Source organism: Amycolatopsis sp. CA-126428, from assembly GCF_002904335.1.
Classification (GTDB): domain Bacteria; phylum Actinomycetota; class Actinomycetes; order Mycobacteriales; family Pseudonocardiaceae; genus Amycolatopsis.
On sequence record NZ_PPHF01000027.1, the window covers coordinates 48,177 to 67,617 of the forward strand.

Here is a 19,441-nt window from a genome sequence, read left to right on the forward strand (position 1 = left end):
GGGTTTTCATGAGGGTCGTTTGGCAGCTGCTGGCCGTGGCGGCGGTCGCGTTCGCCGGCAGTCAAGGCATTGCCGCGGTGGACAACCCGTGGTTCACGCTGGTCTTCGGTGGCCTGACCGCCGTGCTCGCGGTGGTCGTCTACCGGTGGGTGGTGCGGCGGACCGAGCACCGGCCGGTCACCGAGCTCGCTCGGCCGGGCGCCGGGCTCGCGACCGGGCGCGGGGTGCTGATCGGGCTCGCGCTCTTCGGCGCGGTCATCGCGAACATCGCCCTCCTCGGCGACTACCAGGTCCGCGGCTGGGGCTCCGTTCCGGGCGCGGTGGGTCTGCTCGGCTTCATGGCCGCCGCCGCGGTGACGGAGGAGCTGCTGTTCCGCGGCATCCTGTTCCGGATCGTCGAGGAGCGCACCGGCACCGGGATCGCGCTGGTGCTGACCGGCGTGCTGTTCGGGCTTTCGCACCTGTTCAACCCACACGCCAGCCTCTGGGGCGCGATCGCCATCGGCATTGAAGCCGGCGGCCTGCTGACCGCCGCGTACGTGGCGACGCGCCGGCTGTGGGTGCCGATCGGCGTGCACTTCGGCTGGAACTTCGCCGCGGCCGGGCTCTTCGGCACGGAGGTCTCGGGCAACGGCACCCCGCAAGGACTTCTCGACGCCGTGACGTCCGGGTCGCCGGTCGTCACCGGCGGCGACTTCGGTCCGGAAGGAAGCCTGTACTCGGTGCTGGTCTGCGTCCTGGCGACGTGCGCGTTCCTGTGGCTCGCGCGCCGGCGCGGCCTCCTGGTCCCCCGCCGCAAGCGCGCCGAGCGGGTCGACACCGTCACTACACTCGCCCCGTGATCGATCACCGGCGGCTCCTGGCACGCTGGCGCCGGCCGGACCCCGTGCTCCGCGATCTCCCGCTCGGCCTGCTGTTCCTGGCGTCGGCGTTCGTGCCCGCGCTGCGCAACCACGGGACGGAGCTCGGCGGCCTGCCGGCCCGGTCCTTCGACGCGCCGGCCATCGGGGTGCTCCTCCTCGAAACCCTCCCGCTCGCCGGGCGCCGGCGGTGGCCGGTGCTGTGCCTCGCCCTGGTCTCCCTCGGCTTCGCCCTCGACCAGCTCCGCGGCTACCACTCGGTCGCGGGCACCGCGCTCGCCGTCGCCCTGGTGAGCGCGGGCGCCTACGTGAACCGGCGCCGGCACACCACCGCACTGCTGTTTTCCGCGGCGTACGTGCTTCTCTCGGTCGTTCTCTTCCGGTTCGGTTCCGAGCCGCTGGTGGAGTTCGGCACGTTCTACCTCCTGCTGGCGTTCGCGTGGGGCATCGGCGCCTGGCTGCGCTCCACCCGGGTCGCGGAAGCGGACCGCCGCCGCCGCGTCGCCGAGGACACGCTCGCCGCGGAACGCACCCGCATCGCCCGGGAGCTCCACGACGTCGTCACCCACCACGTGACGGCGATGGTCGTGCAGGCCGAAGCGGCCCGGTACCTGACCGCCGCACCGGACCGGCTCGACCGGACCCTGACGGCGATCACCGACACCGGCCGGCGGGCCATCACCGACCTCCGGCACCTGCTCGACCTGCTCAACCCCGACCACGAGGCCAAGGCACCGGCCGAAGGCGGCCTGCTCGCCCTCGTCGAGCAGGCCCGCCAGGCCGGGCAGCCGGTGGAGTTCACCGAGGAGGGCACGCCCGCGGAGTCCGCCGGCAGCGCCGACCTGGTCGCCTACCGAGTCGTGCAGGAAGCCCTGACGAACGCCCTGAAGCACGCCCGCGGCAGCCGCACCTCCGTCGAGGTGCACCACGGCGAACGCGAAATCGCCGTGGCGGTCAGCACGGCCGGTTCCGGGAGCACGTCACCCGGCGGGAGTGGCCGCGGTCTCGCCGGGCTCCGGGAACGGGTCGGCGTCCTGGGCGGCGACTTCAGCGCGGACCGCGACGGCGCCGGTTTCACCGTGTGCGCCCGGATCCCCACCGGGAACCCGGCGTGAGCGCGCCGCTGCGGGTCCTCGTCTGCGACGACCAGATGCTGATCCGCACCGGGCTGGTGACGATCATCGGCGCCCAGCCCGGCTTCGAGGTGGTCGGCGAGTGCGGCGACGGCCGGGCCGCGGTCGACCTCGCCGGCCGGCTGCACCCGGACGTCGTCGTGATGGACGTGCGGATGCCGGTGCTCGACGGCATCGAGGCCACCCGCCTGCTGGCCGGGGCCGGCGTGCCGCACCCGGTCAAGGTGCTCGTGCTGACGACGTTCAACCTCGACGAGTACGTCTACGAAGCGCTGCGCGCGGGCGCCAGCGGGTTCCTGCTCAAGGACGCGCCGCCGGACCGGCTGCTGCACGGGATCCGGACCGTGGCCACGGGCGCGGCGCTGCTGGACCCGGAGGTGACGCGCCGGCTGGTGGGCCGGCACGCCGCCCGGATCCGGCCGGCGCCGGGTGCCGCGCCGGAGGTCCCGCTGACGCCCCGCGAGCTGGAGGTCCTGCGCCTGCTCGCCGAGGGCCTGTCCAACAGCGAAATCGCCGAGCGGCTGGTGATCAGCCAGGAAACCGTCAAGACGTTCGTGTCGCGCATCCTCACCAAACTGGACCTGCGCGACCGTGTCCAGGCGGTCGTCTACGCCTACCGCCACGGCCTGGCGACGTGAACGGGCCTCCCCGGAGGGAGGCCCGTTCGACGGGAGGAACTACATGTGCACGGCGCCCGGCGCCGCTTCGCCCTTCGGGACGCCCGGGCGCAGCAGCAGGCCGCTGAGCACCGCACCCGCCACGTAGATCACCGCGGCCCAGGTGAACGCCGTCGTGTAGCTCTCGATCGACGCCTCGGCCGCCAGCTGCGGCGTCGGGGTCTTGCCCTCGATGTAGGCCGCGGCCGCGTTGCCGGCCAGCGTGCTCAGCAGCGCCGTGCCGATCGAACCGCCGACCTGCTGCATCGTGTTCACCGCGGCCGACGCGACGCCCGCGTCGTGCGCCTCGACGCCGAACGTCGCGACGCTCATCGCCGGCGCCATCGCCAGCCCGATGCCGAAGCCCATCACCAGCAGCGGGCCCAGGACACCGGACGCGTACGTGCTGTCCAGGCCGATCCCGCTCAGCCAGAAGAGGCCGCCGGCGGCGATCGCCATGCCGGTCGGCACCAGCGGCCGGGGGCCGAACCGCGGCAGCAGCACGGCCGTCGCCGAGGTGGCGGCCAGCATCAGCGTCGCCACCATCGGCAGGAACCCGAGGCCGCTCTGGATCGGCGTGAACTGCAGGTTCTGCTGCACGTAGAACGTCAGGAACAAGAAGATCGCGAACATCCCGATGGCGAGCAGGAACATCGCCAGGTAGGAGCCGCCGCGGTCCCGGTCGAGCAGCACGCGCAGCGGCAGCAGCGGGTGCGCCACGCGCTGCTGCAGCCAGACGAACACGCCCAGCAGCGCCACCCCCGCGACCAGGAAGCCCCAGACCGACACCGACGACCACGAGTCCGACTCGGCGTTGGCGAAGCCGTAGACCAGCGCGAACAGGCCGGCCGACGCCGTCACCGTGCCCGGCAGGTCGAGCTTCGGCCGCGGGCCGGCGTCCCGCTGGTTGCGCAGCAGCACCGAGCTGCCGGCGAACGCGATGACGGCGAAGATGATGTTGACGAACATGCACCAGCGCCAGTCGAGGTACTCGGTGAGCACGCCGCCGAGCAGCAGCCCGACCGCCGCGCCGCCACCGCCGATGGCGCCGAACACGCCGAACGCGCGGCCGCGCTCCTTCGGGTCGGTGAACGTCGTGGTCAGCAGCGAAAGCGTGGCGGGCGCGAGCAGCGCGCCGAACACGCCCTGTGCCGCGCGGGCGACCAGCAGCATCTCGATGTTGGTCGCGAAGCCGCCGAGCGCGGACACCGCGGCGAAGCCGGCCAGGCCGACGAGGAGGGTGTTCTTGCGGCCGAAGAGGTCGGCGAGCCGGCCGCCGAGCAGCAGCAGGCTGCCGAACGCGAGCGCGTAGGCGGTGACGACCCACTGCCGGGCGTCGTTGGAGAAGCCCAGGTCGACCTGGGCCGAGGGCAGCGCGATGTTCACGACGGTCGCGTCCAGCACGACCATCAGCTGCGCGACGCCGATCATCACCAGGATCAGCCAGCGTCTGGCGTGGTGCGGGTTTTCGCCGGCGCGCGTGTCCCCCGACGGCGCGACGGCAAGTGTGGACTCGGGCATGGAGTGTCCTCACAGAAAGTGATCAAAAGACTATGTGGAGTAGGTATCTCCCCTTACTCGCCCCAAGGTACACAAGAACCGGAGAGGGCGCCTCTACTTCTCGGGTTAGACTGGGTGCATGGCACGGGACGCTGGTCCCGCCGCACCGGCGCGGCCGCTGCGGCGTGACGCTGAACTCAACCGCCGTCGCATCCTGGCGTCGGCCCGCGAGGTGTTCGGCCGGCGCGGGCTCGAGGCCACGCTGGACGACATCGCGCACCACGCCGGCCTCGGCGTCGGCACGGTCTACCGCCGCTTCCCCAGCAAGGAACACCTGGTCGAAGCGATGTTCGCCGAGCGGATGGAGGAAATCTCCACGCTGGCGGAGGAAGCGCTGAAGGCCGAGGACGCCTGGCAGGCGTTCGTCGGCTTCACCTGGAAGTCGATCGAACTTCATTCGGGCGACCGCGGCCTGCGCGAGATCATGCTGTCGAACAAGTTCGGCCACGAGCACGTGGCGGAGGAAAAAGCGCGCTTGGTGCCGTTGATCACACGGCTCGTCGAGCGGGCCCAGGAGGCGGGCGGCCTGCGCGCCGACTTCTCCCCGACGGACACCCCGCTGCTGCACATGATGATCGGCTCGGTGATCGAGTTCACGTCGGCGGTCGAACCGGACCTGTGGCGCCGCTGCCTGGCAATGCTCCTCGACGGCCTGCGCGCACAGCCCGGCAAGCCATCGAAGCTGCCGAGGCCACCGCTCGGGGTGGACGAGGTCGACGAGGCGATGTCCTGCTGGCGCCCCTGACCGGAGGCCGCATTCCAGCGGGACCTCCCGCACACAGCCGCACCACGGGCCCGCCCTTGGGCCACACCCCCTGCCGGACCGATACGCAGCCGCCTCAGCGGCCGGAACACACTAGGCGTTCTACCCGGCGGGAAACGCACGCCGAGCAGCATTACGCCGGCGACCCCTCGGATCACCGGCGCCCCAGACAATGCGGCATCACTCGGACGGGATGACCGCCCACATGATCAGGTAGGCCACGAACTGCGGCCCGGGCAGCAGGCACGACAGCACGGCCAGCAGCCGCACGGTGCCGGTCTTCATGCCGTACCGCTGGGCCAGGCCCGCGCAGACGCCGCCGATCATGCGACCGTGGCGGGGACGGGACAGTCGTCGGGTGACCGGTGCGCTCATCGTCGTTTCCTTTTCCTCGAAGTTCGATAGCTCCACTTCACCACTCGGGTACCCGCTTCCGCATCGCTCGCGCGATGGATCGTTCCCTTAGGGGACGGCAAAGCCGAAAATGATTCGGGACGGCGGCGAAACCCGCTCCCCCGCTCCGAAATCCGCCTGAACTGCGGGTTCGGCCGGAGCGATCCGGAGAATATTGAGAGATGTCCCCGTCAGGGCTGGTTTTTCCGCGCGATGTGGTGATACTTGCACCCCGTGTACCCGCGTCCGAAAAGCTTGGCCGTCGCGATGCTCTGCGCCCTCCTCGCCGCTGGGTGCACCACCACCCAGGCCGCGCCCGAGCGGGATTCCGGGCCCACGCCGCTGACCGCCGCCGGCGCGCTCGGGGACTTCGGCGACGTCGACTACTGCAGCCTGCTGAACGTGCCCAAGGTGGCGCCCGGTGCGGTCGCCGTCCCGACGTTCGAGAGCTGCCACGCCACCGCCGGCCCGCGCACGATCCTCGTCGGGCCGCTGGCCTTCGACTCCGACCCGAACATCCAGCCCTACGACTACGCCGGGCCGGTGCCCGACGGCGTCGCGGTCCAGCAGTCGATGTTCAACGACCGCAGCGCCTGCACCCGCGCGATCACCTTCGCCGACGGCAACCGGCTCGACCTCTCGGTCACCGACGACACCGGCGACCAGGCCGCCCGCTGCGAGGTGGCGGACGCCGCCGTCGGCTCGGCGCTGGCCGCGATCACCGCGCACCGGGTCGGCCGGCTGACGTTCCCCGACCGCTCGTGGGGCCGGGTGGCGCCCTGCGCCCTGCTCGACGACCACCAACTCGACGCGGCCGCCGGGCCCGGCAGCCAGCCGGCGACCGGGCTGTCCGGGCACAGCTGCATCCGCGGCAAGGTGAGCCTGAAGCTGACGGTGGAGACGACGCCCCCGGACGGTCCGGCCGAGCAGCTCGGCGGCCGCGACGCCCGCGTCCGGCTGGCCGAGGCGTTCTGCGTGGTCGACACCACCCAGCCGGCCCCGGGCCTGCCGGGACGCCGTGAACTGGCCGAGATCAGCGTCGTGGAGACGGCCGGCATGGCGGGCGACGGCACGTGTGCCGCAGCCCGCACCGCGGCGGCGTCGATCCTTCCCCGCCTCCCCACGCCCTGACGGGTCGTGAGTGGTAAGGCGGGTTAGAACCCGTCTTACCACTCACGACCGCTGCGGCAGACCTAGTCCTCGTAGGTGAGGTTCTTGCCGTTCGACGGGTCGAACAGCTTGATCTTGTCCGCGTCGTACCAGATCTCTAGGTCGGCGTTCTCCGCCGCCGACGACTCCGCCGAAAGGCGGGCCACGACCTGGGACTCCGCGCCCGGCACGTCCGCGGACCCGCTGTCCGCGGCCAGTTCGGCCAGCTCCGCCGCGGTGGCGGCTTCGCCTTCCAGCGTGAAGTGGGCGAACTTCTCCGAGCCCATCGACTCGAGCACGTCGATGTGCGCGGTGAACGTGCCGCCGCCCGTCTTCTGCCCGGCCTCGACCAGCGCCGCGTCCTCGAAGTGCTCCGGCCGGATGCCGACGATGACGTCGCGGGGCGCGTTCGCCCGCTCCACCAGCCGCCGGACGCGGTCGGTCAGCGGCGTCGCGCCCAGTGCGCTGCGCAGCTCGTTGTTCTCCATCGTCGCCGGGACGAAGTTCATCGACGGCGAGCCGATGAACCCGGCCACGAACAGGTTCGCCGGGTTGTCGTAGAGGAACTGCGGCGAGCCGATCTGCTGCACGTACCCGCCCCGCAGCACCACGACCCGGTCGCCCAGGGTCATGGCCTCGGTCTGGTCGTGCGTCACGTACAGCGTCGTCGTGCCGAGCTGCTTCTGGATCTTCGACACCGACGTGCGCATCTGGCCGCGCAGCTTGGCGTCCAGGTTGGACAGCGGCTCGTCCATCAGGAACGCCTTGGGGTTGCGGACGATCGCCCGGCCCATCGCGACGCGCTGGCGCTGGCCACCGGAGAGGTTGGCCGGCTTGCGGTCCAGGTGCGGGGTCAGGTCGAGGATCGTCGCCGCTTCCTCCACCTTCGCCCGCACGGTCTTGTCGTCGACCTTGGCCAGCCGCAGCGGGAAGGCCATGTTCTCCCGGACGCTCATGTGCGGGTAGAGCGCGTAGGACTGGAACACCATCGCGATGTCCCGGTCCTTCGGCGCCTTCTCGTTGACGCGCTGCCCGTCGATCCGCAGCTCGCCGGAGGAGATGTCCTCCAGGCCGGCCACCATGTTCAGCGTCGTCGACTTCCCGCAGCCGGACGGGCCGACCAGGATGATGAACTCGCCGTCGGCGATGATGATGTCCACTTCGGACACGGCGAGGGCGCCGTCGGGGTACTTCTTCGACACCTTGTCGAGCACGATCTCTGCCATAGCGCTACCCCTTCACCGCACCGGAGGTCAGCCCCGCCACGATGCGACGCTGGAAGAACAAGACGAAAACGATGATCGGGATGGTGATGACGACCGCGGCCGCGCTCACCTGCCCGGTCGGGTCCTCGAACTGCGAGGACCCGGTGAAGAACGACAACGCGGCCGGCACCGTGCGCGACGCCGTGGTCGACGTCAGCGAGATGGCGAACAGGAAGTCGTTCCAGCAGAAGATGAACACCAGGATCGCCGTGGTGAACACGCCCGGTGCGGCCAGCGGCGCGATCACCCGGCGGAACGCCTGTGCCGGCGTCGCGCCGTCCATCTTCGCCGCCTTTTCCAGCTCCCACGGGATTTCCCGGAAGAACGCCGACAGCGTGTAGATCGACAGCGGCAGCGCGAACGTGATGTAGGGCAGGATCAGCCCCGGCCACGTGTCGAACAGCCCGATGTTCCGCTCGATGTTGAACAACGGCGTCACCAGCGACACCTGCGGGAACATCGCGATCAGCAGCGACAGCCCGACGAGCACCTGCTTGCCGGGGAAGTCCAGCCGGGCGACCGCGTACGCGGCCATCGTGCCCAGCACCACCGCGATCACCGTCGAGATGATCGCGATGCCGATCGAGTTGACCAGCGCCAGCAGGAATTCCGACGTCTGGAAGATGTCCGCGTAGTTCTGCCAGGTCCACGCCTGCGGGATGAAGCTCCCGTCGGTGATCGTGTCCTTGGTCTTGAACGACAGCGAAACCACCCAGAGCACCGGCACCAGCGCGAACACCAGCACGAGGATGTCGACGAGGCCCCACCTGACCTTGCGGCCCGTCGTGACGGTTCCCATCGCCATCAGCGCTTACCCCCGTTGTCCGAGCCGGGTGCGGCCGTGCCGAACACCTTGATGAAGAGGAAGGCGATGATCGCCACCGTGATGAAGATCAGCACCGCCATCGTCGACCCGATGCCGAGGTTGAGCCCCTTCACCAGGTTGTCGTAGGTCTGCATGGACACCGAGCCGGTGTCCTGCGCGCCGTTGGTGAGCACGTAGATGTTGTCGAAGATGCGGAACGCGTCGAGCGTGCGGAACAGCAGCGCCACCAGGATCGCCGGCTTCATCACCGGCAGCATGACCTTCGTGAACCGTTGCCACGCGCTCGCGCCGTCCATCGCCGCCGCCTTGAGCAGGTCGTCCGGCACCAGCGCCAGGCCGGCCATCAGCAGCAGCGCCATGAACGGCGTGGTCTTCCACACCTCGGCGCCGATGATGATGAACAGCGACGGCCACTGCTCGGTCAGCGGCGCCGCGTCGGACGCCAGCATGTTCGCCAGGTACCCGGTCTTCGGCGTCCACGCGTAGTACCACGAGAACGCCGCGACGACCGTGACGATGCCGTACGGGATCAGCGCGACGGTGCGGACCAGGCCGCGGCCGACGAGCGTCCGGTGCATGATCAGCGCCAGCGCCATGCCGAGCACGAACTCGATCGCCACCGACACCACGGTGAGGAACATCGTGGTGCCGAACGCCGTCCACCAGTACGAACTGGACAGCACCGCGGCGTAGTTGTCGAAGCCGACGAACTGCTGCTGCGCCGGGAACCGCAGGTCGTACCGCTGCAGCGACAGCCAGATCGAGTAGAGGATCGGGTAGCCGGTGACCGCGATCATCACGATGAACGCGGGCGCGCAGAGCCACAACCCGAGCCGCCGCTCGGCCTTCTTCCCTTCGGAGAGGGCGGGTTTGCCCTTCTTGCCCGACGTCGCCTCCCCGGCGACCGTGGCCCCGGTGGTCGCCGGGGTCGAGTCCTGGACGGTCACGGGATCACTCCCTTCGACTGGAGCGCGTCACCGAGCTGCTCCCGCAGCTTGGCCGCGGTGGCCTGCGGGTCGATCTCCGACGGCGGCGAAAGGATCTTCGACATGACCGTCGAGGCGTTCTGGTACGCCGGGGTCAGCGGGCGGACCGCGGCGGACTTGAGCGCGGCGAGGATCGCGTCGCGCATCGGGTACTTGCTCGCCATGTTCGGGTTGTCATCCGACGCCGGCTTGCCCGGGTCGAGCGGAACGTCGTTGTGGTACACCGATTCGATGCTCGGCGGCACGCCGTCGTTGATCGCGGAGATCTTCTGGCTTTCCGGGCTGCGCAGGCACAGCGCCGCCTCGAACGCCTCCGGCTTGTGCTGCGAATAGGTGCTCACCGCCAGGTCGAACCCGCCGATCGTGGTCCGCGCCGGCATCCCGGCCTGGGCCGCCGGGTAGACCGCCCACTTGAAGTGCGCGAGGTCCGCCTTCTTGTCCTTGGCGTAGGCGGCGTAGACGTACGGCCAGTTGAGCTGGAACGCGGCCTGGCCGCGCTGGAACGCCTGCCGGATGTCGTCTTCCTTCATGTTGCTCAGCGACGGGTCGGTGAGCCCCGAGGTCGACACCTTCTTGAGCAGTTCCAACGCCTTCACGGCGCCGTCGTCCATCACCACGGACTTGCCGTCGTCGGACAGGATGTGCCCGCCCATCGACGCGACCAGCGTGTTGTAGAAGACGACCAGGCCTTCGTACTGCGCGCCGGTGAACACGATTTCGTAGGGCTTGCCCTGTCCCTTGAGCTCCTGGGACTTCTGCATCATCTCGTCCCAGGTCGCCGGTGGCTTCGGCGTCACCCGGTCGTCGTACCAGAGCAGCTGCACGTTGGTGTTCTTCGTGGCCGCGTACAGCTTCCCGTTGTGGGTCGCGGTGTCCAGCGGCCCCTGCAGGACGCCCTGCGACGCCTCGGCCTTGTTCTGGCCGGTCCATTCCTCGGCCCAGCCGGCTTCGGCGAACTCCGAGACCCACGTGACGTCGAGGCCCAGGATGTCCATGGCGGTGTCACCCGCCGCCAGCCGGCGTGCCATCTGCAGCCGCTGGTCGTCGGCTCCCCGCGGGAGCTTGTTGTAGACGATTTCGTACTTGCCGGCCGCCTTCACGTTGCAGGTGTCGACGACTTTCTGGAAGTTGTCCTCGGGCGACATGTAGATGTTGATCTTCAGCCCGGAACTCGTCCCGCACCCGGCCAGCATGCCGGTCACCAATGCCCCTGCCCCCAGCAGGACGGCGGTGCGGCCGGGCGAACGTCCTCGTTTGCCCGCGCCGATCCTCTTCCCCATAAGGCCTCCTCACCCGCGTGCACGCCGGTTACCGCGGCACCCGGTGGGCACCGCGACGCGATGAGGCGAAACCGCGCCAGCACCCCGACGTGCTAGTGCTCGGGCCGCCGCGCTGGTGGGGCGAGGCCGCCCGACTGGTGTCGGCCAACTTATGCCGGGCGATCACACCCCGCAAGCAGTATCGGTAACGATTCAGCCCACCGCGCGTCGAATCGTGATTTTTCCCTGGTAGAGGTGGGGTTTTTCAGGGGTTGCCCGAAGGCGGCTTCAGCGCCAGCTTGGCCAGCAGTTCCCGGCCCTGCTCGGCCGAGCGCGGCTGGCACAGGACGTCGTAGCGGCCGGCGACGAGCTGGCTCGCCGAGGAGAAGTCCCGGCGCCCCCGCGACATGCTGTACCCGATCGCGGCGAACATCAGCCCGGACAGCACCCCGAGCACCAGCCCGGTGAGCACCTGCAGCGCGAACCCCTGGTTGACGAACAACCCGAGCAGCAGCCCCGCGAACAGGCCGAACCAGGCCCCGGACACCGCACCGGTGCCGAGCACGCGGCCCCAGCTGAGCTTGCCGATCACGCGCTCGACGAGCATCAGGTCGACCCCGACGATCGTGACGTCGCCGACGGCGAACTCGCTGTCCGCGAGGAAATCGACCGCCTTCTGCGCCTCGCCGTAGGTCGCGTACGACCCGATCGGCCAGCCGGTCGGCGGGGTCGGCAGCCGCGGGAGGCCACCGGGCGCCCGCCCCCCGCCAAAGGGACTACTCACCATCATCACCTGCGCACTCGTGGGTCCGGGCGTCCATCTTGTCAAGAACACCCGGACCGTGCGAGCCGCTTACCCCGAAAGGCCGGGCGGTCGATTGTCGACAGAGCGACAAACGTCGCTCAAGACCGCGATTTGTACTCCCGCAGCAGCCCCCGGCTGATGATGGTCTTCTGGATCTCGCTGGTGCCTTCGCCGATCAGCAGGAACGGCGCCTCGCGCATCAGCCGCTCGATCTCGTACTCCTTCGAGTACCCGTAACCACCGTGGATGCGGAACGAGTCCTGCGTGACCTCCGCGCAGTACTCCGACGCGATCAGCTTCGCCATCCCGGCCTCGACGTCGTTGCGCGCGCCGGAGTCCTTGAGCCGGGCCGCGTTCACCATCATCAGGTGCGCCGCCTCGACCTTGGTCGCCATTTCGGCCAGCTTGAACGCGACGGCCTGGTGCTCGGCGATCGCCTTGCCGAACGTCTTGCGCTGCTGGGCGTACTCCACCGCGAGCTCGAACGCCCGGATCGCGATGCCGCAGGCGCGCGCCGCGACGTTGACGCGGCCGACCTCGACACCGTCCATCATGTACGCGAAGCCCTTGCCCGGCGCCTCGCCGAGCACCATGTCCGCGCCGATCTTGTAGCCGTCGAAGACCGCTTCGGTCGTGTCGACGCCCTTGTAGCCCATCTTGTCGATCTTGCCGGGGATGGTGAGCCCGGGCGCCACCTCGCCGAAGCCCTCCGGCTTCTCGACCAGGAACGTCGTCAGGTTCTGGTGGGGCTTCTCGGCGCCCTCGTCGGTCTTGACCAGCAGCGCGATCAGGTTGGACGAGCCGCCGTTGGTCAGCCACATCTTCGAGCCGTCGATGACGTAGCCGTCATCGGTCTTCTTCGCCTTGGTCTTGATCGCGGCGACGTCCGACCCGAGGTCGGGTTCCGACATCGAGAACGAGCCGCGGACCTCGCCGGTGGCCATCCGGGGCAGGAAGTGCTGCTTCTGCGCCTCGGTGCCGTGGCGGGAGATCATGTGCGCCACGATGAAGTGGGTGTTGATCACGCCGGACACGCTCATCCAGCCCCGCGCGATCTCCTCGACGACCAGCGCGTAGGTCAGCAGCGACTCGCCGAGCCCGCCGTACTCCTCCGGGATGGTGATCCCGAACAGGCCCATCTCCTTCATGCCCGCGACGATGTCGGCGGGGTAGGTGTCGGCGTGCTCGAGCTCCTGCGCGTGCGGGATGACCTCCTTGTCCACGAACTGGCGGACGGTCGCGAGGATCTCCGACTGCACGTCGGTCAGGCCGGCGGTCTGGGCGAGACGGGCCATCACGGCTCCCTTTCCGGAGTAGGACGCCGCTCCCGGCGCTGGGTTACCGGTGAGTATGACCCCGGAAGCCGTCACCCGGCTATGAGGGCGCTCACGCTCAGCGGGTCCGGCCCCGTAAAGTGCGGCGGGGAGGGGAGAGATCATGACTTACCCGCAGGACCCGAACAACCCGTACGGCCAGCAGCCACCGCCTTCGGGCGGCTACCAGCAGCCCGGTTACGGCCAGCAGTACCCGGGCGAGCAGTACCCGAGCGGCGGCTACCCGCAGTACCCGGGCTACCCCGGTTACCCCGGGATGCAGGGCCCGCCGCGGGAAGGCTCGGGCCTCGCGGTCGGCGCGCTGGTCTGCTCGATCCTCGGCATCTTCCTGTGCGTGCTCGTGACCATCGCGGGCATCATCATGGGCCACATCGCCTACGGCAAGGCCAAGCGCGGCGAGGCCGAGGGGCAGGGCGTCGCGCTGGCGGCGATCGTCATCGGGTACGTCGGGATCGCCCTCGGCATCGGCCTCACCATCCTGTTCATCTCGATCGCCGCCGCCAACGGCGCCTTCCACTGAGCGCCTTCCACTGAGCGCCTTCCACTGAGCGCCGAGCCGGTGCCCGGCCCGCACCGAGGGGACCCGTCATGACCGACCCGTCCGGGGACAAGGACCGCCCGGCCGCCGACCCGACCGTGGCGTACGACCCGCCGGCGGCGGATCCGGCGCCGTACGAGCCGGAAAGCTACGACCCGCCTTCGTCGGACGCCACCATCGCCGCGGCGACACCGGACACCGGGGACACGACGGCCGCCGGGACTTCCACCACCGAGGCCCCGGACGCGACCGTCGCCGCCGAGCAACCTGGCCAGCTGCCGCCCGGCGCGTACGAAACCCCGGCCGCTTACATCCCCGGCACGCCGTTCGCCGCCCCCGGCGAGCCGCAGCCGATGTACCAGCCCGCGTACCAGCAGCAGACTTATCAGCAGCCCTACCCGCCGGGCTACGGGCGCCCGTACGCCCCGCCCGCGCCGTTCGGGCAGCCGTACCCGGGGCAGCCGCACGCGCAGGACAACGCGCTCGCGATCGGCGCACTCGTGTGCTCGATCCTCGGCTTCTGCTCCGGCATCACCGCGCTCGCCGGGCTCGTCATGGGCCACATCGCGCTGAGCAGGACCAACCGCGGCGAAGCGGGCGGCCGCGGGCTGGCCACGGCCGCCGTGATCGTCGGCTACGTCGTGATCGCGCTCTGGGTCGGCTTCTTCACCACCCTGATCATCCTCGGCACGAACGGCGACCTGAGCTAGTCCGCCGACGGCAGCACCGCGTCGCCGGGGCTGCGCGGCGACGGCGTCGCGTGGCCGTTCACCTCCGGCTTCGCCTCGGCCGCTTCCGGCTCGGCCGCGGGTTTCGGAGCCGGGGCGGCCTGCTTCGGCGTCTGCGCGTCGAGGAACCGCAGCAGCTCCACCGGGAACGGCAGCACCAGCGTCGAGTTCTTCTCCGACGACACCTGCACCACCGTCTCGAGCAGCCGCAGCTGCAGCGCCGCCGGCGTGTCGGCCATCTGCGCGGCCGCCTGCGAGAGCTTGTACGACGCCTGCAGCTCACCGTCGGCGGAGATGACGCGCGCGCGCCGTTCCCGCTCCGCCTCGGCCTGCCGCGACATCGACCGCTTCATCGCCTCCGGCAGCGCGACGTCCTTGATCTCGACGCGGTCGATGTGGATGCCCCAGTCCAGCGCCGGGCTGTCGATCATCAGCTCCAGGCCTTCGTTGAGGCGCTCGCGGTTGGACAGCAGGTCGTCGAGCTCGCTCTTGCCGATGATCGAGCGCAGCGACGTCTGCGCGACCTGGCCGACTGCCGACCGGTAGTCCTGCACGTTGACCGCCGCGACGACCGGGTCGATGACCTTGAAGTAGACGACGGCGTCGACGCGGACCGTGACGTTGTCGCGCGTGATGCCGTCCTGCGCGGGGATCGGCATGGTCACGATCTGCATGTTGACCTTCTGGAGCCGGTCCGCGAAGGGCACCAGCACCTTGAGGCCGGGTTCCGCGACCCGCGACCGCACCCGGCCGAACCGGTAGACCAGACCGCGTTCGTACTGCTTCACGACGCGCACGCTCGACGCGAGCCAGGCTCCGCCCGCGATGAGGACGGCGCCGAGAATCTCCACCACCATGGCTGCTCCCGGGGTTGGCGTTTCCCCTTGAAAGCCCAGCGTACGCCCGTGCCGACCACGACGAAACGCGCTGGACGCGGCGGCCAGACTGGGGTGGTGATCGAGCTCCGCATCCCGCCGCTGTTCGCCGCCCGCGCGCCCCGGGTGCTCGGCGACGAGGCCGTCCCGTGGCTGGCCGCCCTGCCGTCGCTCGCCGCGGACTACGCCCGGAAGTGGGGCTTGACGTTCGAGGGCGAGGCGATGCACGGCTACGTCGGTGTGGTGCAGCCCGCGCGGCGGCCCGACGGCACGCCGGTGGTGCTGAAGCTGGGCTGGCGGGACGCCGAATCCGCCGACGAGCCGCTCGCACTGTCCACATGGGCCGGTCGGGGTGCGGTGCTGCTGCTGGATTCCGCGCCGGCCGACGGCGTCCTGCTGCTCGAACGGCTCGACGCCGGGCGCACCCTCGACGACCTCCCGCTGCGTACGGCGATCCCGCTCATCGGCGACCTCGCGCAGCGCTTGGCCGTCCCCGCACCGGCGTCGATGCGGCGGCGGCTACGTGCCGAGGCGGCGCGGTTGACCGAAGAACTCCCCCGCCGCTGGGCCGAACTGGGCGAGCCGTTCGACCGGCGGCTGGTCGACGACGCCGTCGCGATCTGCCGCGAGCTCGGCCCGTCGGCCGGTGAACTGCTGGTGAACGAGGATCTGCACTTCCAGAACGTCCTCGCCGGTACGCGGGAGCCGTGGCTGGTGATCGACCCGAAGCCCCTCGCCGGTGACCTCGAGTGGGGCGTCATCCCGCTGTTCTGGAACCGCTTCGCCGAGTCCACACTGGACGATCGGTTCGCGCTGATCGTCGCTTCGCACGAGCTGGACGCCGCGAAGGCGCGAGCCTGGACGCTCGTGCGGGCCGTGCAGAACTGGATCTGGATGCTCGAGGAGTACGAGGAGACCGGCGAGGACAGCGACGACCCGGCCTTTCTCAGAGTGCCGGAAATCGCTCCCTGGGCAGCCAGCCGATAGTGTCACCGGCATGGCCGGGGTCAACAGGGTTTTCGCAGCTCAGCTGTCCGGGTTGCCGGTATTCGGCCCGGACGGCGAGTCGATCGGCCGCGTCCGCGACCTGGTGGCCGGGCTGCGCCTCGACGCGCAGCCGCCGCGGATCCTCGGCCTGGTCGTCGAGCTGAGCACCCGGCGGCGGGTCTTCGTCCCGATGCTGCGCGTCACCTCCATCGAGCCGTCCGCCGTCACGCTGGCGACCGGCTCGGTCAACATGCGCCAGTTCAACCAGCGGCCCAACGAGGTCCTGGTGCTCGGCCAGCTGCTCGACGCGCACGCCACCCTCGCCGGGTCGGACACGCGGATCACCGTCGTCGACGCCGGGATGGAACCGACCCGCACCCGCGACTGGGTGCTGGCCAAGCTCGCCATCCGGGAGCGGCGGGTGGGGCTGGGCCGCCGCCGCGCGCCCATGCAGGTGCTGCCGTGGCCGGAGGTCGCCGGGCTCGGCCTCACCGACCTCACCGGCCAGCCCCAGGGCGCCGGCCAGCTGCTCATGCTGTTCGACACGATGCGCCCGGCCGACATCGCCGCGACCGTGCGCGACCTGCCGCTCAAGCGGCGGCACGAGGTCGCCGACGCGATGGACGACGAGCGCCTCGCCGACGTCATCGAGGAACTGCCGGACGACGACCAGAAGGAACTGCTGGCCTACCTGGCCGAGGAGCGCGCGGCCGACGTCCTGGAGGCGATGAACCCCGACGACGCGGCCGACCTGCTGGCCGAGCTCGCGCCGGCCGACCAGAGCCGGCTGCTGGAGCTGATGGAGCCGGAGGAGTCCGCGCCGGTCAGGCGGCTGCTGGAGTACTCGTCGGACACCGCGGGCGGCCTGATGACCCCGGAGCCGGTGGTGCTGACGCCGGACACGACGATCGCCGAGGCGCTGGCCCACATCCGCAACGCCGAGCTCCCGCCGGCGCTGGCCAGCATGGTGTTCGTCTGCCGGCCGCCGACCGCGACGCCGACCGGGCGCTACGTCGGCGTCGTCCACTTCCAGCGGCTGCTGCGGGAGCCGCCGGCGGAGCTGGTGGCCAGCGCCGTGGACACCGGGCTCCCGCCGCTGAAACCGGGGGCCCCGCTGGCCGAGGTCACGCGGTACTTCGCGGCCTACAACCTGACCTGCGGGCCGGTCATCGACGCCGAGGACCACCTGATCGGCGCGGTGACCGTCGACGACGTCCTCGACCACCTGCTGCCCGAGGACTGGCGGGAAACCGGGCTGCACGACACCTTGGAGGAAGACCGTGCCTGAGCTGACTTCGGGACGGCGGCTCGACCAGCCCCGCGGCCAGAACCGGTTCAGGCTGAACATCGACCCGGACACGTTCGGCCGGCTGTCCGAGCGGCTGGCGCGGTTCCTCGGCACCGGGAAGTACCTGTTCTGGCAGACGCTGATCGTCATCGTGTGGGTCGTGCTGAACATCACGGCGGTCTCGCTGCAGTGGGACCCGTACCCGTTCATCCTGCTCAACCTGGCGTTTTCGACGCAGGCGGCGTACGCGGCGCCGCTGATCCTGCTCGCGCAGAACCGGCAGGACGACCGCGACCGCGTCTCCCTGGACGAGGACCGCAACCGTGCGGCCCAGACGAAGGCGGACACGGAGTACCTGGCCCGGGAGCTGGCGGCGCTGCGCCTGGCGGTCGGCGAGGTGGCGACGCGCGACTACCTCCGCAGCGAACTGGACCGGCTCCGGGAGGACCTGGACGTCAAGCCCAGGAAGTCCCGCACCCCTACCGGTACGTAACATGGACGGGGTGACCAGCACCCAGCAGCTCCCCAGCGTCGACGACGTCCGCAGCGCGCTGAAGAGCGTGCAAGACCCCGAGATCCGGAAACCCATCACGGACCTGGGGATGGTCAAGGACGTGGCCGTCGGTGACGACGGCGTCGTCACGGTCGGGATCTACCTGACGGTGGCGGGCTGTCCGCTGAAGGCGACGCTGACGAACGACACGAAGGCGGCCGTCTCCAAGCTCCCGGGCGTGTCCGACGTCCGCGTCGAGCTGGACGTGATGAGCGACGAGCAGCGCACGAGGCTGCGCAAGTCCCTGCGCGGCGACGCGGCGGAGCCGGTGATCCCGTTCGCCCAGCCGGGCTCGATGACCCGGGTGTACTGCGTGGCGTCGGGCAAGGGCGGCGTGGGCAAGTCGTCGGTGACGGTGAACCTGGCGGCGGCGATGGCCGCGCGCGGGCTGTCGGTGGGTGTCGTGGACGCGGACATCTACGGCCACTCGATCCCCCGCATGCTGGGCGCGCGCGAGAAGCCGACGAAGGTCGACACGATGATCATGCCGCCGCAGTCCCACGGCGTGAAGGTGATCTCGATCGGCATGTTCACCCCGGGCAACACCCCGGTGATCTGGCGCGGCCCGATGCTGCACCGGGCGCTGCAGCAGTTCCTGGCGGACGTGTTCTGGGGCGACCTGGACATCCTGCTGCTGGACCTCCCCCCGGGCACGGGCGACATCGCGATTTCGGTGGCCCAGCTGATCCCGAACGCGGAGATCCTGGTGGTGACCACCCCCCAGCAGGCGGCGGCCGAGGTGGCCGAGCGAGCGGGCGCGATCGCGCTGCAGACGCGCCAGCGCGTGGCGGGCGTCATCGAGAACATGTCCTGGCTGGAGCAGGCCGACGGCTCCCGGCTCGAGATCTTCGGCTCGGGGGGCGGCGAGACGGTGGCGTCGTCGCTGTCGAAGTCGATCGGGTCGGAGGTGCCGCTGCTGGGGCAGGTGCCGATGGACCCGAGGGTGGTCGCCCAGGGCGACGCGGGCACGCCGATCGTGCTGTCCGAGCCGGAAGCGCCGGCCTCGGTGGTGCTGAAGGACGTGGCGAAGAAGCTGTCGGTCCGGGCGCGCGGGCTGGCCGGGATGATGCTGAACGTGACCCCGGCCGGCCGCTGAGCGGCGCAGCCGGCCATCCCTGCCTGGGGCAGGTTCCGGCAACGTCATTGCGGGTAGCGCTCGTCGACCCACCACCCCGAAGCCCGATTGTGACTACGGACGGCAGTGCGCGTTCTGGCGGGAAAGATGCCTTGACCCGGCACCACCGTCCGCGTTTTGGCTTCGGATCGGGGTGGTGGGGAGGTCTGGGCGGGGCGCCGGTCATGCTGTCAGCGCCGGTATGAATAGTGGATCAGCCCTCGGTTGAGTCTGTCCACCTGGTCGTGCAGCGCTCGAGCCGGTGCGGTCGGACTCGTGGTGAGTAAAACCGATGCCGGCTAGGTGGCTGGTGTTTTAGTTGGTGAGGGATCGGGGTGTGTCGGTCGCTGGGCTTGGGTGATCGGCCGG

20 protein-coding genes are annotated in these 19,441 nt (G+C 70.3%); 11 read left to right on the forward strand and 9 right to left on the reverse strand.

Translation table 11 applies throughout. From position 1 onward, the window contains the following. The first annotated feature begins 8 nt into the window (after positions 1-8). Genes C2L58_RS06550 through C2L58_RS06560 form a run of 3 tightly spaced genes read left to right on the forward strand, consistent with a single transcriptional unit; the run spans position 9 to position 2,631 of the window. Complete coding sequence (locus C2L58_RS06550; RefSeq protein WP_103336640.1) at positions 9-842, forward strand: CPBP family intramembrane glutamic endopeptidase; 834 nt, start codon at positions 9-11, stop codon at positions 840-842. Then, on the forward strand, positions 839-1,975 hold the full coding sequence (locus tag C2L58_RS06555; RefSeq protein ID WP_103336641.1) for a sensor histidine kinase: 1,137 nt from the start codon (positions 839-841) through the stop codon (positions 1,973-1,975). The genes C2L58_RS06550 and C2L58_RS06555 overlap by 4 nt, the downstream gene beginning before the upstream one ends. Then, positions 1,972-2,631, forward strand: coding sequence for a response regulator (locus C2L58_RS06560; RefSeq protein WP_103336657.1), 660 nt, complete (start codon positions 1,972-1,974; stop codon positions 2,629-2,631). The genes C2L58_RS06555 and C2L58_RS06560 overlap by 4 nt, the downstream gene beginning before the upstream one ends. A gap of 39 nt (positions 2,632-2,670) precedes the next feature. On the opposite strand, the gene C2L58_RS06565 is transcribed toward C2L58_RS06560, so the two are convergent. Beyond that, on the reverse strand, positions 2,671-4,170 hold the full coding sequence (locus C2L58_RS06565; protein WP_103336642.1) for an MFS transporter: 1,500 nt from the start codon (positions 4,168-4,170) through the stop codon (positions 2,671-2,673). 118 nt (positions 4,171-4,288) lie between these two features. Between C2L58_RS06565 and C2L58_RS06570 the strand changes: the two genes are divergently transcribed. Continuing rightward, positions 4,289-4,954, forward strand: a complete 666-nt coding sequence (locus C2L58_RS06570; RefSeq protein WP_103336643.1) for a TetR/AcrR family transcriptional regulator — start codon at positions 4,289-4,291, stop codon at positions 4,952-4,954. 198 nt (positions 4,955-5,152) lie between these two features. Here C2L58_RS06570 and C2L58_RS06575 read toward each other — a convergent pair whose 3' ends face one another. After that, positions 5,153-5,347 carry a PspC domain-containing protein gene (locus C2L58_RS06575; RefSeq protein ID WP_093948666.1) on the reverse strand — a complete coding sequence of 65 codons (195 nt, stop codon included), beginning with the start codon at positions 5,345-5,347 and terminating at the stop codon, positions 5,153-5,155. A 285-nt stretch (positions 5,348-5,632) separates the two neighbouring features. Between C2L58_RS06575 and C2L58_RS06580 the strand changes: the two genes are divergently transcribed. Continuing rightward, positions 5,633-6,496, forward strand: a complete 864-nt coding sequence (locus C2L58_RS06580; protein ID WP_103336658.1) for a hypothetical protein — start codon at positions 5,633-5,635, stop codon at positions 6,494-6,496. Between the two features lie 62 nt (positions 6,497-6,558). On the opposite strand, the gene C2L58_RS06585 is transcribed toward C2L58_RS06580, so the two are convergent. The 6 genes from C2L58_RS06585 to C2L58_RS06610 all read right to left on the reverse strand — a co-directional run bounded on the left by C2L58_RS06585 (position 6,559) and on the right by C2L58_RS06610 (position 12,950). Then, positions 6,559-7,740 (reverse strand): ABC transporter ATP-binding protein, encoded by a 1,182-nt coding sequence (locus C2L58_RS06585; RefSeq protein WP_103336644.1) that lies wholly within the window; start codon positions 7,738-7,740, stop codon positions 6,559-6,561. 4 nt (positions 7,741-7,744) lie between these two features. Further along, positions 7,745-8,584, reverse strand: a complete 840-nt coding sequence (locus tag C2L58_RS06590) for a carbohydrate ABC transporter permease (protein ID WP_103336645.1) — start codon at positions 8,582-8,584, stop codon at positions 7,745-7,747. Then, positions 8,584-9,552, reverse strand: coding sequence for a carbohydrate ABC transporter permease (locus tag C2L58_RS06595; protein ID WP_103336646.1), 969 nt, complete (start codon positions 9,550-9,552; stop codon positions 8,584-8,586). Before C2L58_RS06595 ends, C2L58_RS06590 begins: the two co-directional genes overlap by 1 nt. Then, entirely contained in the window at positions 9,549-10,871 is a 1,323-nt protein-coding gene (locus C2L58_RS06600; protein ID WP_103336647.1) for an ABC transporter substrate-binding protein, read from the reverse strand. The genes C2L58_RS06595 and C2L58_RS06600 overlap by 4 nt, the downstream gene beginning before the upstream one ends. A 244-nt stretch (positions 10,872-11,115) precedes the next feature. Further along, positions 11,116-11,640 carry a general stress protein gene (locus tag C2L58_RS06605; protein WP_199191130.1) on the reverse strand — a complete coding sequence of 175 codons (525 nt, stop codon included), beginning with the start codon at positions 11,638-11,640 and terminating at the stop codon, positions 11,116-11,118. A gap of 113 nt (positions 11,641-11,753) precedes the next feature. Further along, positions 11,754-12,950, reverse strand: coding sequence for an acyl-CoA dehydrogenase family protein (locus C2L58_RS06610; RefSeq protein WP_013222986.1), 1,197 nt, complete (start codon positions 12,948-12,950; stop codon positions 11,754-11,756). 142 nt (positions 12,951-13,092) lie between these two features. Here C2L58_RS06610 and C2L58_RS06615 point away from each other — a divergent pair, with 142 nt between their 5' ends. Both C2L58_RS06615 and C2L58_RS06620 read left to right on the forward strand, forming a co-directional pair. Further along, the gene (locus C2L58_RS06615; RefSeq protein WP_103336649.1) at positions 13,093-13,509 is read left to right on the forward strand and encodes a DUF4190 domain-containing protein; all 417 of its coding nucleotides are present in this window, start codon (positions 13,093-13,095) and stop codon (positions 13,507-13,509) included. Between the two features lie 68 nt (positions 13,510-13,577). Further along, positions 13,578-14,237, forward strand: a complete 660-nt coding sequence (locus C2L58_RS06620; RefSeq protein WP_103336650.1) for a DUF4190 domain-containing protein — start codon at positions 13,578-13,580, stop codon at positions 14,235-14,237. Here the strand turns inward: C2L58_RS06620 and C2L58_RS06625 are convergent. Beyond that, positions 14,234-15,112: a slipin family protein gene (locus tag C2L58_RS06625; RefSeq protein ID WP_103336651.1), complete on the reverse strand. Its 879-nt coding sequence runs from the start codon at positions 15,110-15,112 to the stop codon at positions 14,234-14,236. The two genes, C2L58_RS06620 and C2L58_RS06625, sit on opposite strands and share 4 nt — an antisense overlap. Before the next feature lie 93 nt (positions 15,113-15,205). Between C2L58_RS06625 and C2L58_RS06630 the strand changes: the two genes are divergently transcribed. From C2L58_RS06630 to C2L58_RS06645, 4 genes are read left to right on the forward strand one after another with little or no spacing between them, the layout of a single operon-like run. Further along, positions 15,206-16,117 (forward strand): aminoglycoside phosphotransferase family protein, encoded by a 912-nt coding sequence (locus tag C2L58_RS06630; RefSeq protein ID WP_103336652.1) that lies wholly within the window; start codon positions 15,206-15,208, stop codon positions 16,115-16,117. Between the two features lie 10 nt (positions 16,118-16,127). Further along, complete coding sequence (locus C2L58_RS06635; RefSeq protein ID WP_013222981.1) at positions 16,128-17,405, forward strand: magnesium transporter MgtE N-terminal domain-containing protein; 1,278 nt, start codon at positions 16,128-16,130, stop codon at positions 17,403-17,405. Then, entirely contained in the window at positions 17,398-17,898 is a 501-nt protein-coding gene (locus C2L58_RS06640) for a DUF1003 domain-containing protein (RefSeq protein ID WP_103336653.1), read from the forward strand. The genes C2L58_RS06635 and C2L58_RS06640 overlap by 8 nt, the downstream gene beginning before the upstream one ends. Positions 17,899-17,908: 10 nt before the next feature. Continuing rightward, positions 17,909-19,054, forward strand: coding sequence for an Mrp/NBP35 family ATP-binding protein (locus C2L58_RS06645; RefSeq protein WP_199191131.1), 1,146 nt, complete (start codon positions 17,909-17,911; stop codon positions 19,052-19,054). Positions 19,055-19,441: the final 387 nt, after the last annotated feature.

Bases quoted from the DNA above. Each gene is read 5' to 3' on its own strand.
- C2L58_RS06550 (WP_103336640.1), top strand. From the start codon at position 9: ATGAGGGTCGTTTGGCAGCTGCTGGCCGTGGCGGCGGTCGCGTTCGCC.
- C2L58_RS06565 (WP_103336642.1), bottom strand. From the start codon at position 4,170: ATGCCCGAGTCCACACTTGCCGTCGCGCCGTCGGGGGACACGCGCGCC.
- C2L58_RS06570 (WP_103336643.1), top strand. From the start codon at position 4,289: ATGGCACGGGACGCTGGTCCCGCCGCACCGGCGCGGCCGCTGCGGCGT.
- C2L58_RS06575 (WP_093948666.1), bottom strand. From the start codon at position 5,347: ATGAGCGCACCGGTCACCCGACGACTGTCCCGTCCCCGCCACGGTCGC.
- C2L58_RS06580 (WP_103336658.1), top strand. From the start codon at position 5,633: ATGCTCTGCGCCCTCCTCGCCGCTGGGTGCACCACCACCCAGGCCGCG.
- C2L58_RS06585 (WP_103336644.1), bottom strand. From the start codon at position 7,740: ATGGCAGAGATCGTGCTCGACAAGGTGTCGAAGAAGTACCCCGACGGC.
- C2L58_RS06590 (WP_103336645.1), bottom strand. From the start codon at position 8,584: ATGGCGATGGGAACCGTCACGACGGGCCGCAAGGTCAGGTGGGGCCTC.
- C2L58_RS06600 (WP_103336647.1), bottom strand. From the start codon at position 10,871: ATGGGGAAGAGGATCGGCGCGGGCAAACGAGGACGTTCGCCCGGCCGC.
- C2L58_RS06605 (WP_199191130.1), bottom strand. From the start codon at position 11,640: ATGATGGTGAGTAGTCCCTTTGGCGGGGGGCGGGCGCCCGGTGGCCTC.
- C2L58_RS06610 (WP_013222986.1), bottom strand. From the start codon at position 12,950: ATGGCCCGTCTCGCCCAGACCGCCGGCCTGACCGACGTGCAGTCGGAG.
- C2L58_RS06615 (WP_103336649.1), top strand. From the start codon at position 13,093: ATGACTTACCCGCAGGACCCGAACAACCCGTACGGCCAGCAGCCACCG.
- C2L58_RS06620 (WP_103336650.1), top strand. From the start codon at position 13,578: ATGACCGACCCGTCCGGGGACAAGGACCGCCCGGCCGCCGACCCGACC.
- C2L58_RS06625 (WP_103336651.1), bottom strand. From the start codon at position 15,112: ATGGTGGTGGAGATTCTCGGCGCCGTCCTCATCGCGGGCGGAGCCTGG.
- C2L58_RS06635 (WP_013222981.1), top strand. From the start codon at position 16,128: ATGGCCGGGGTCAACAGGGTTTTCGCAGCTCAGCTGTCCGGGTTGCCG.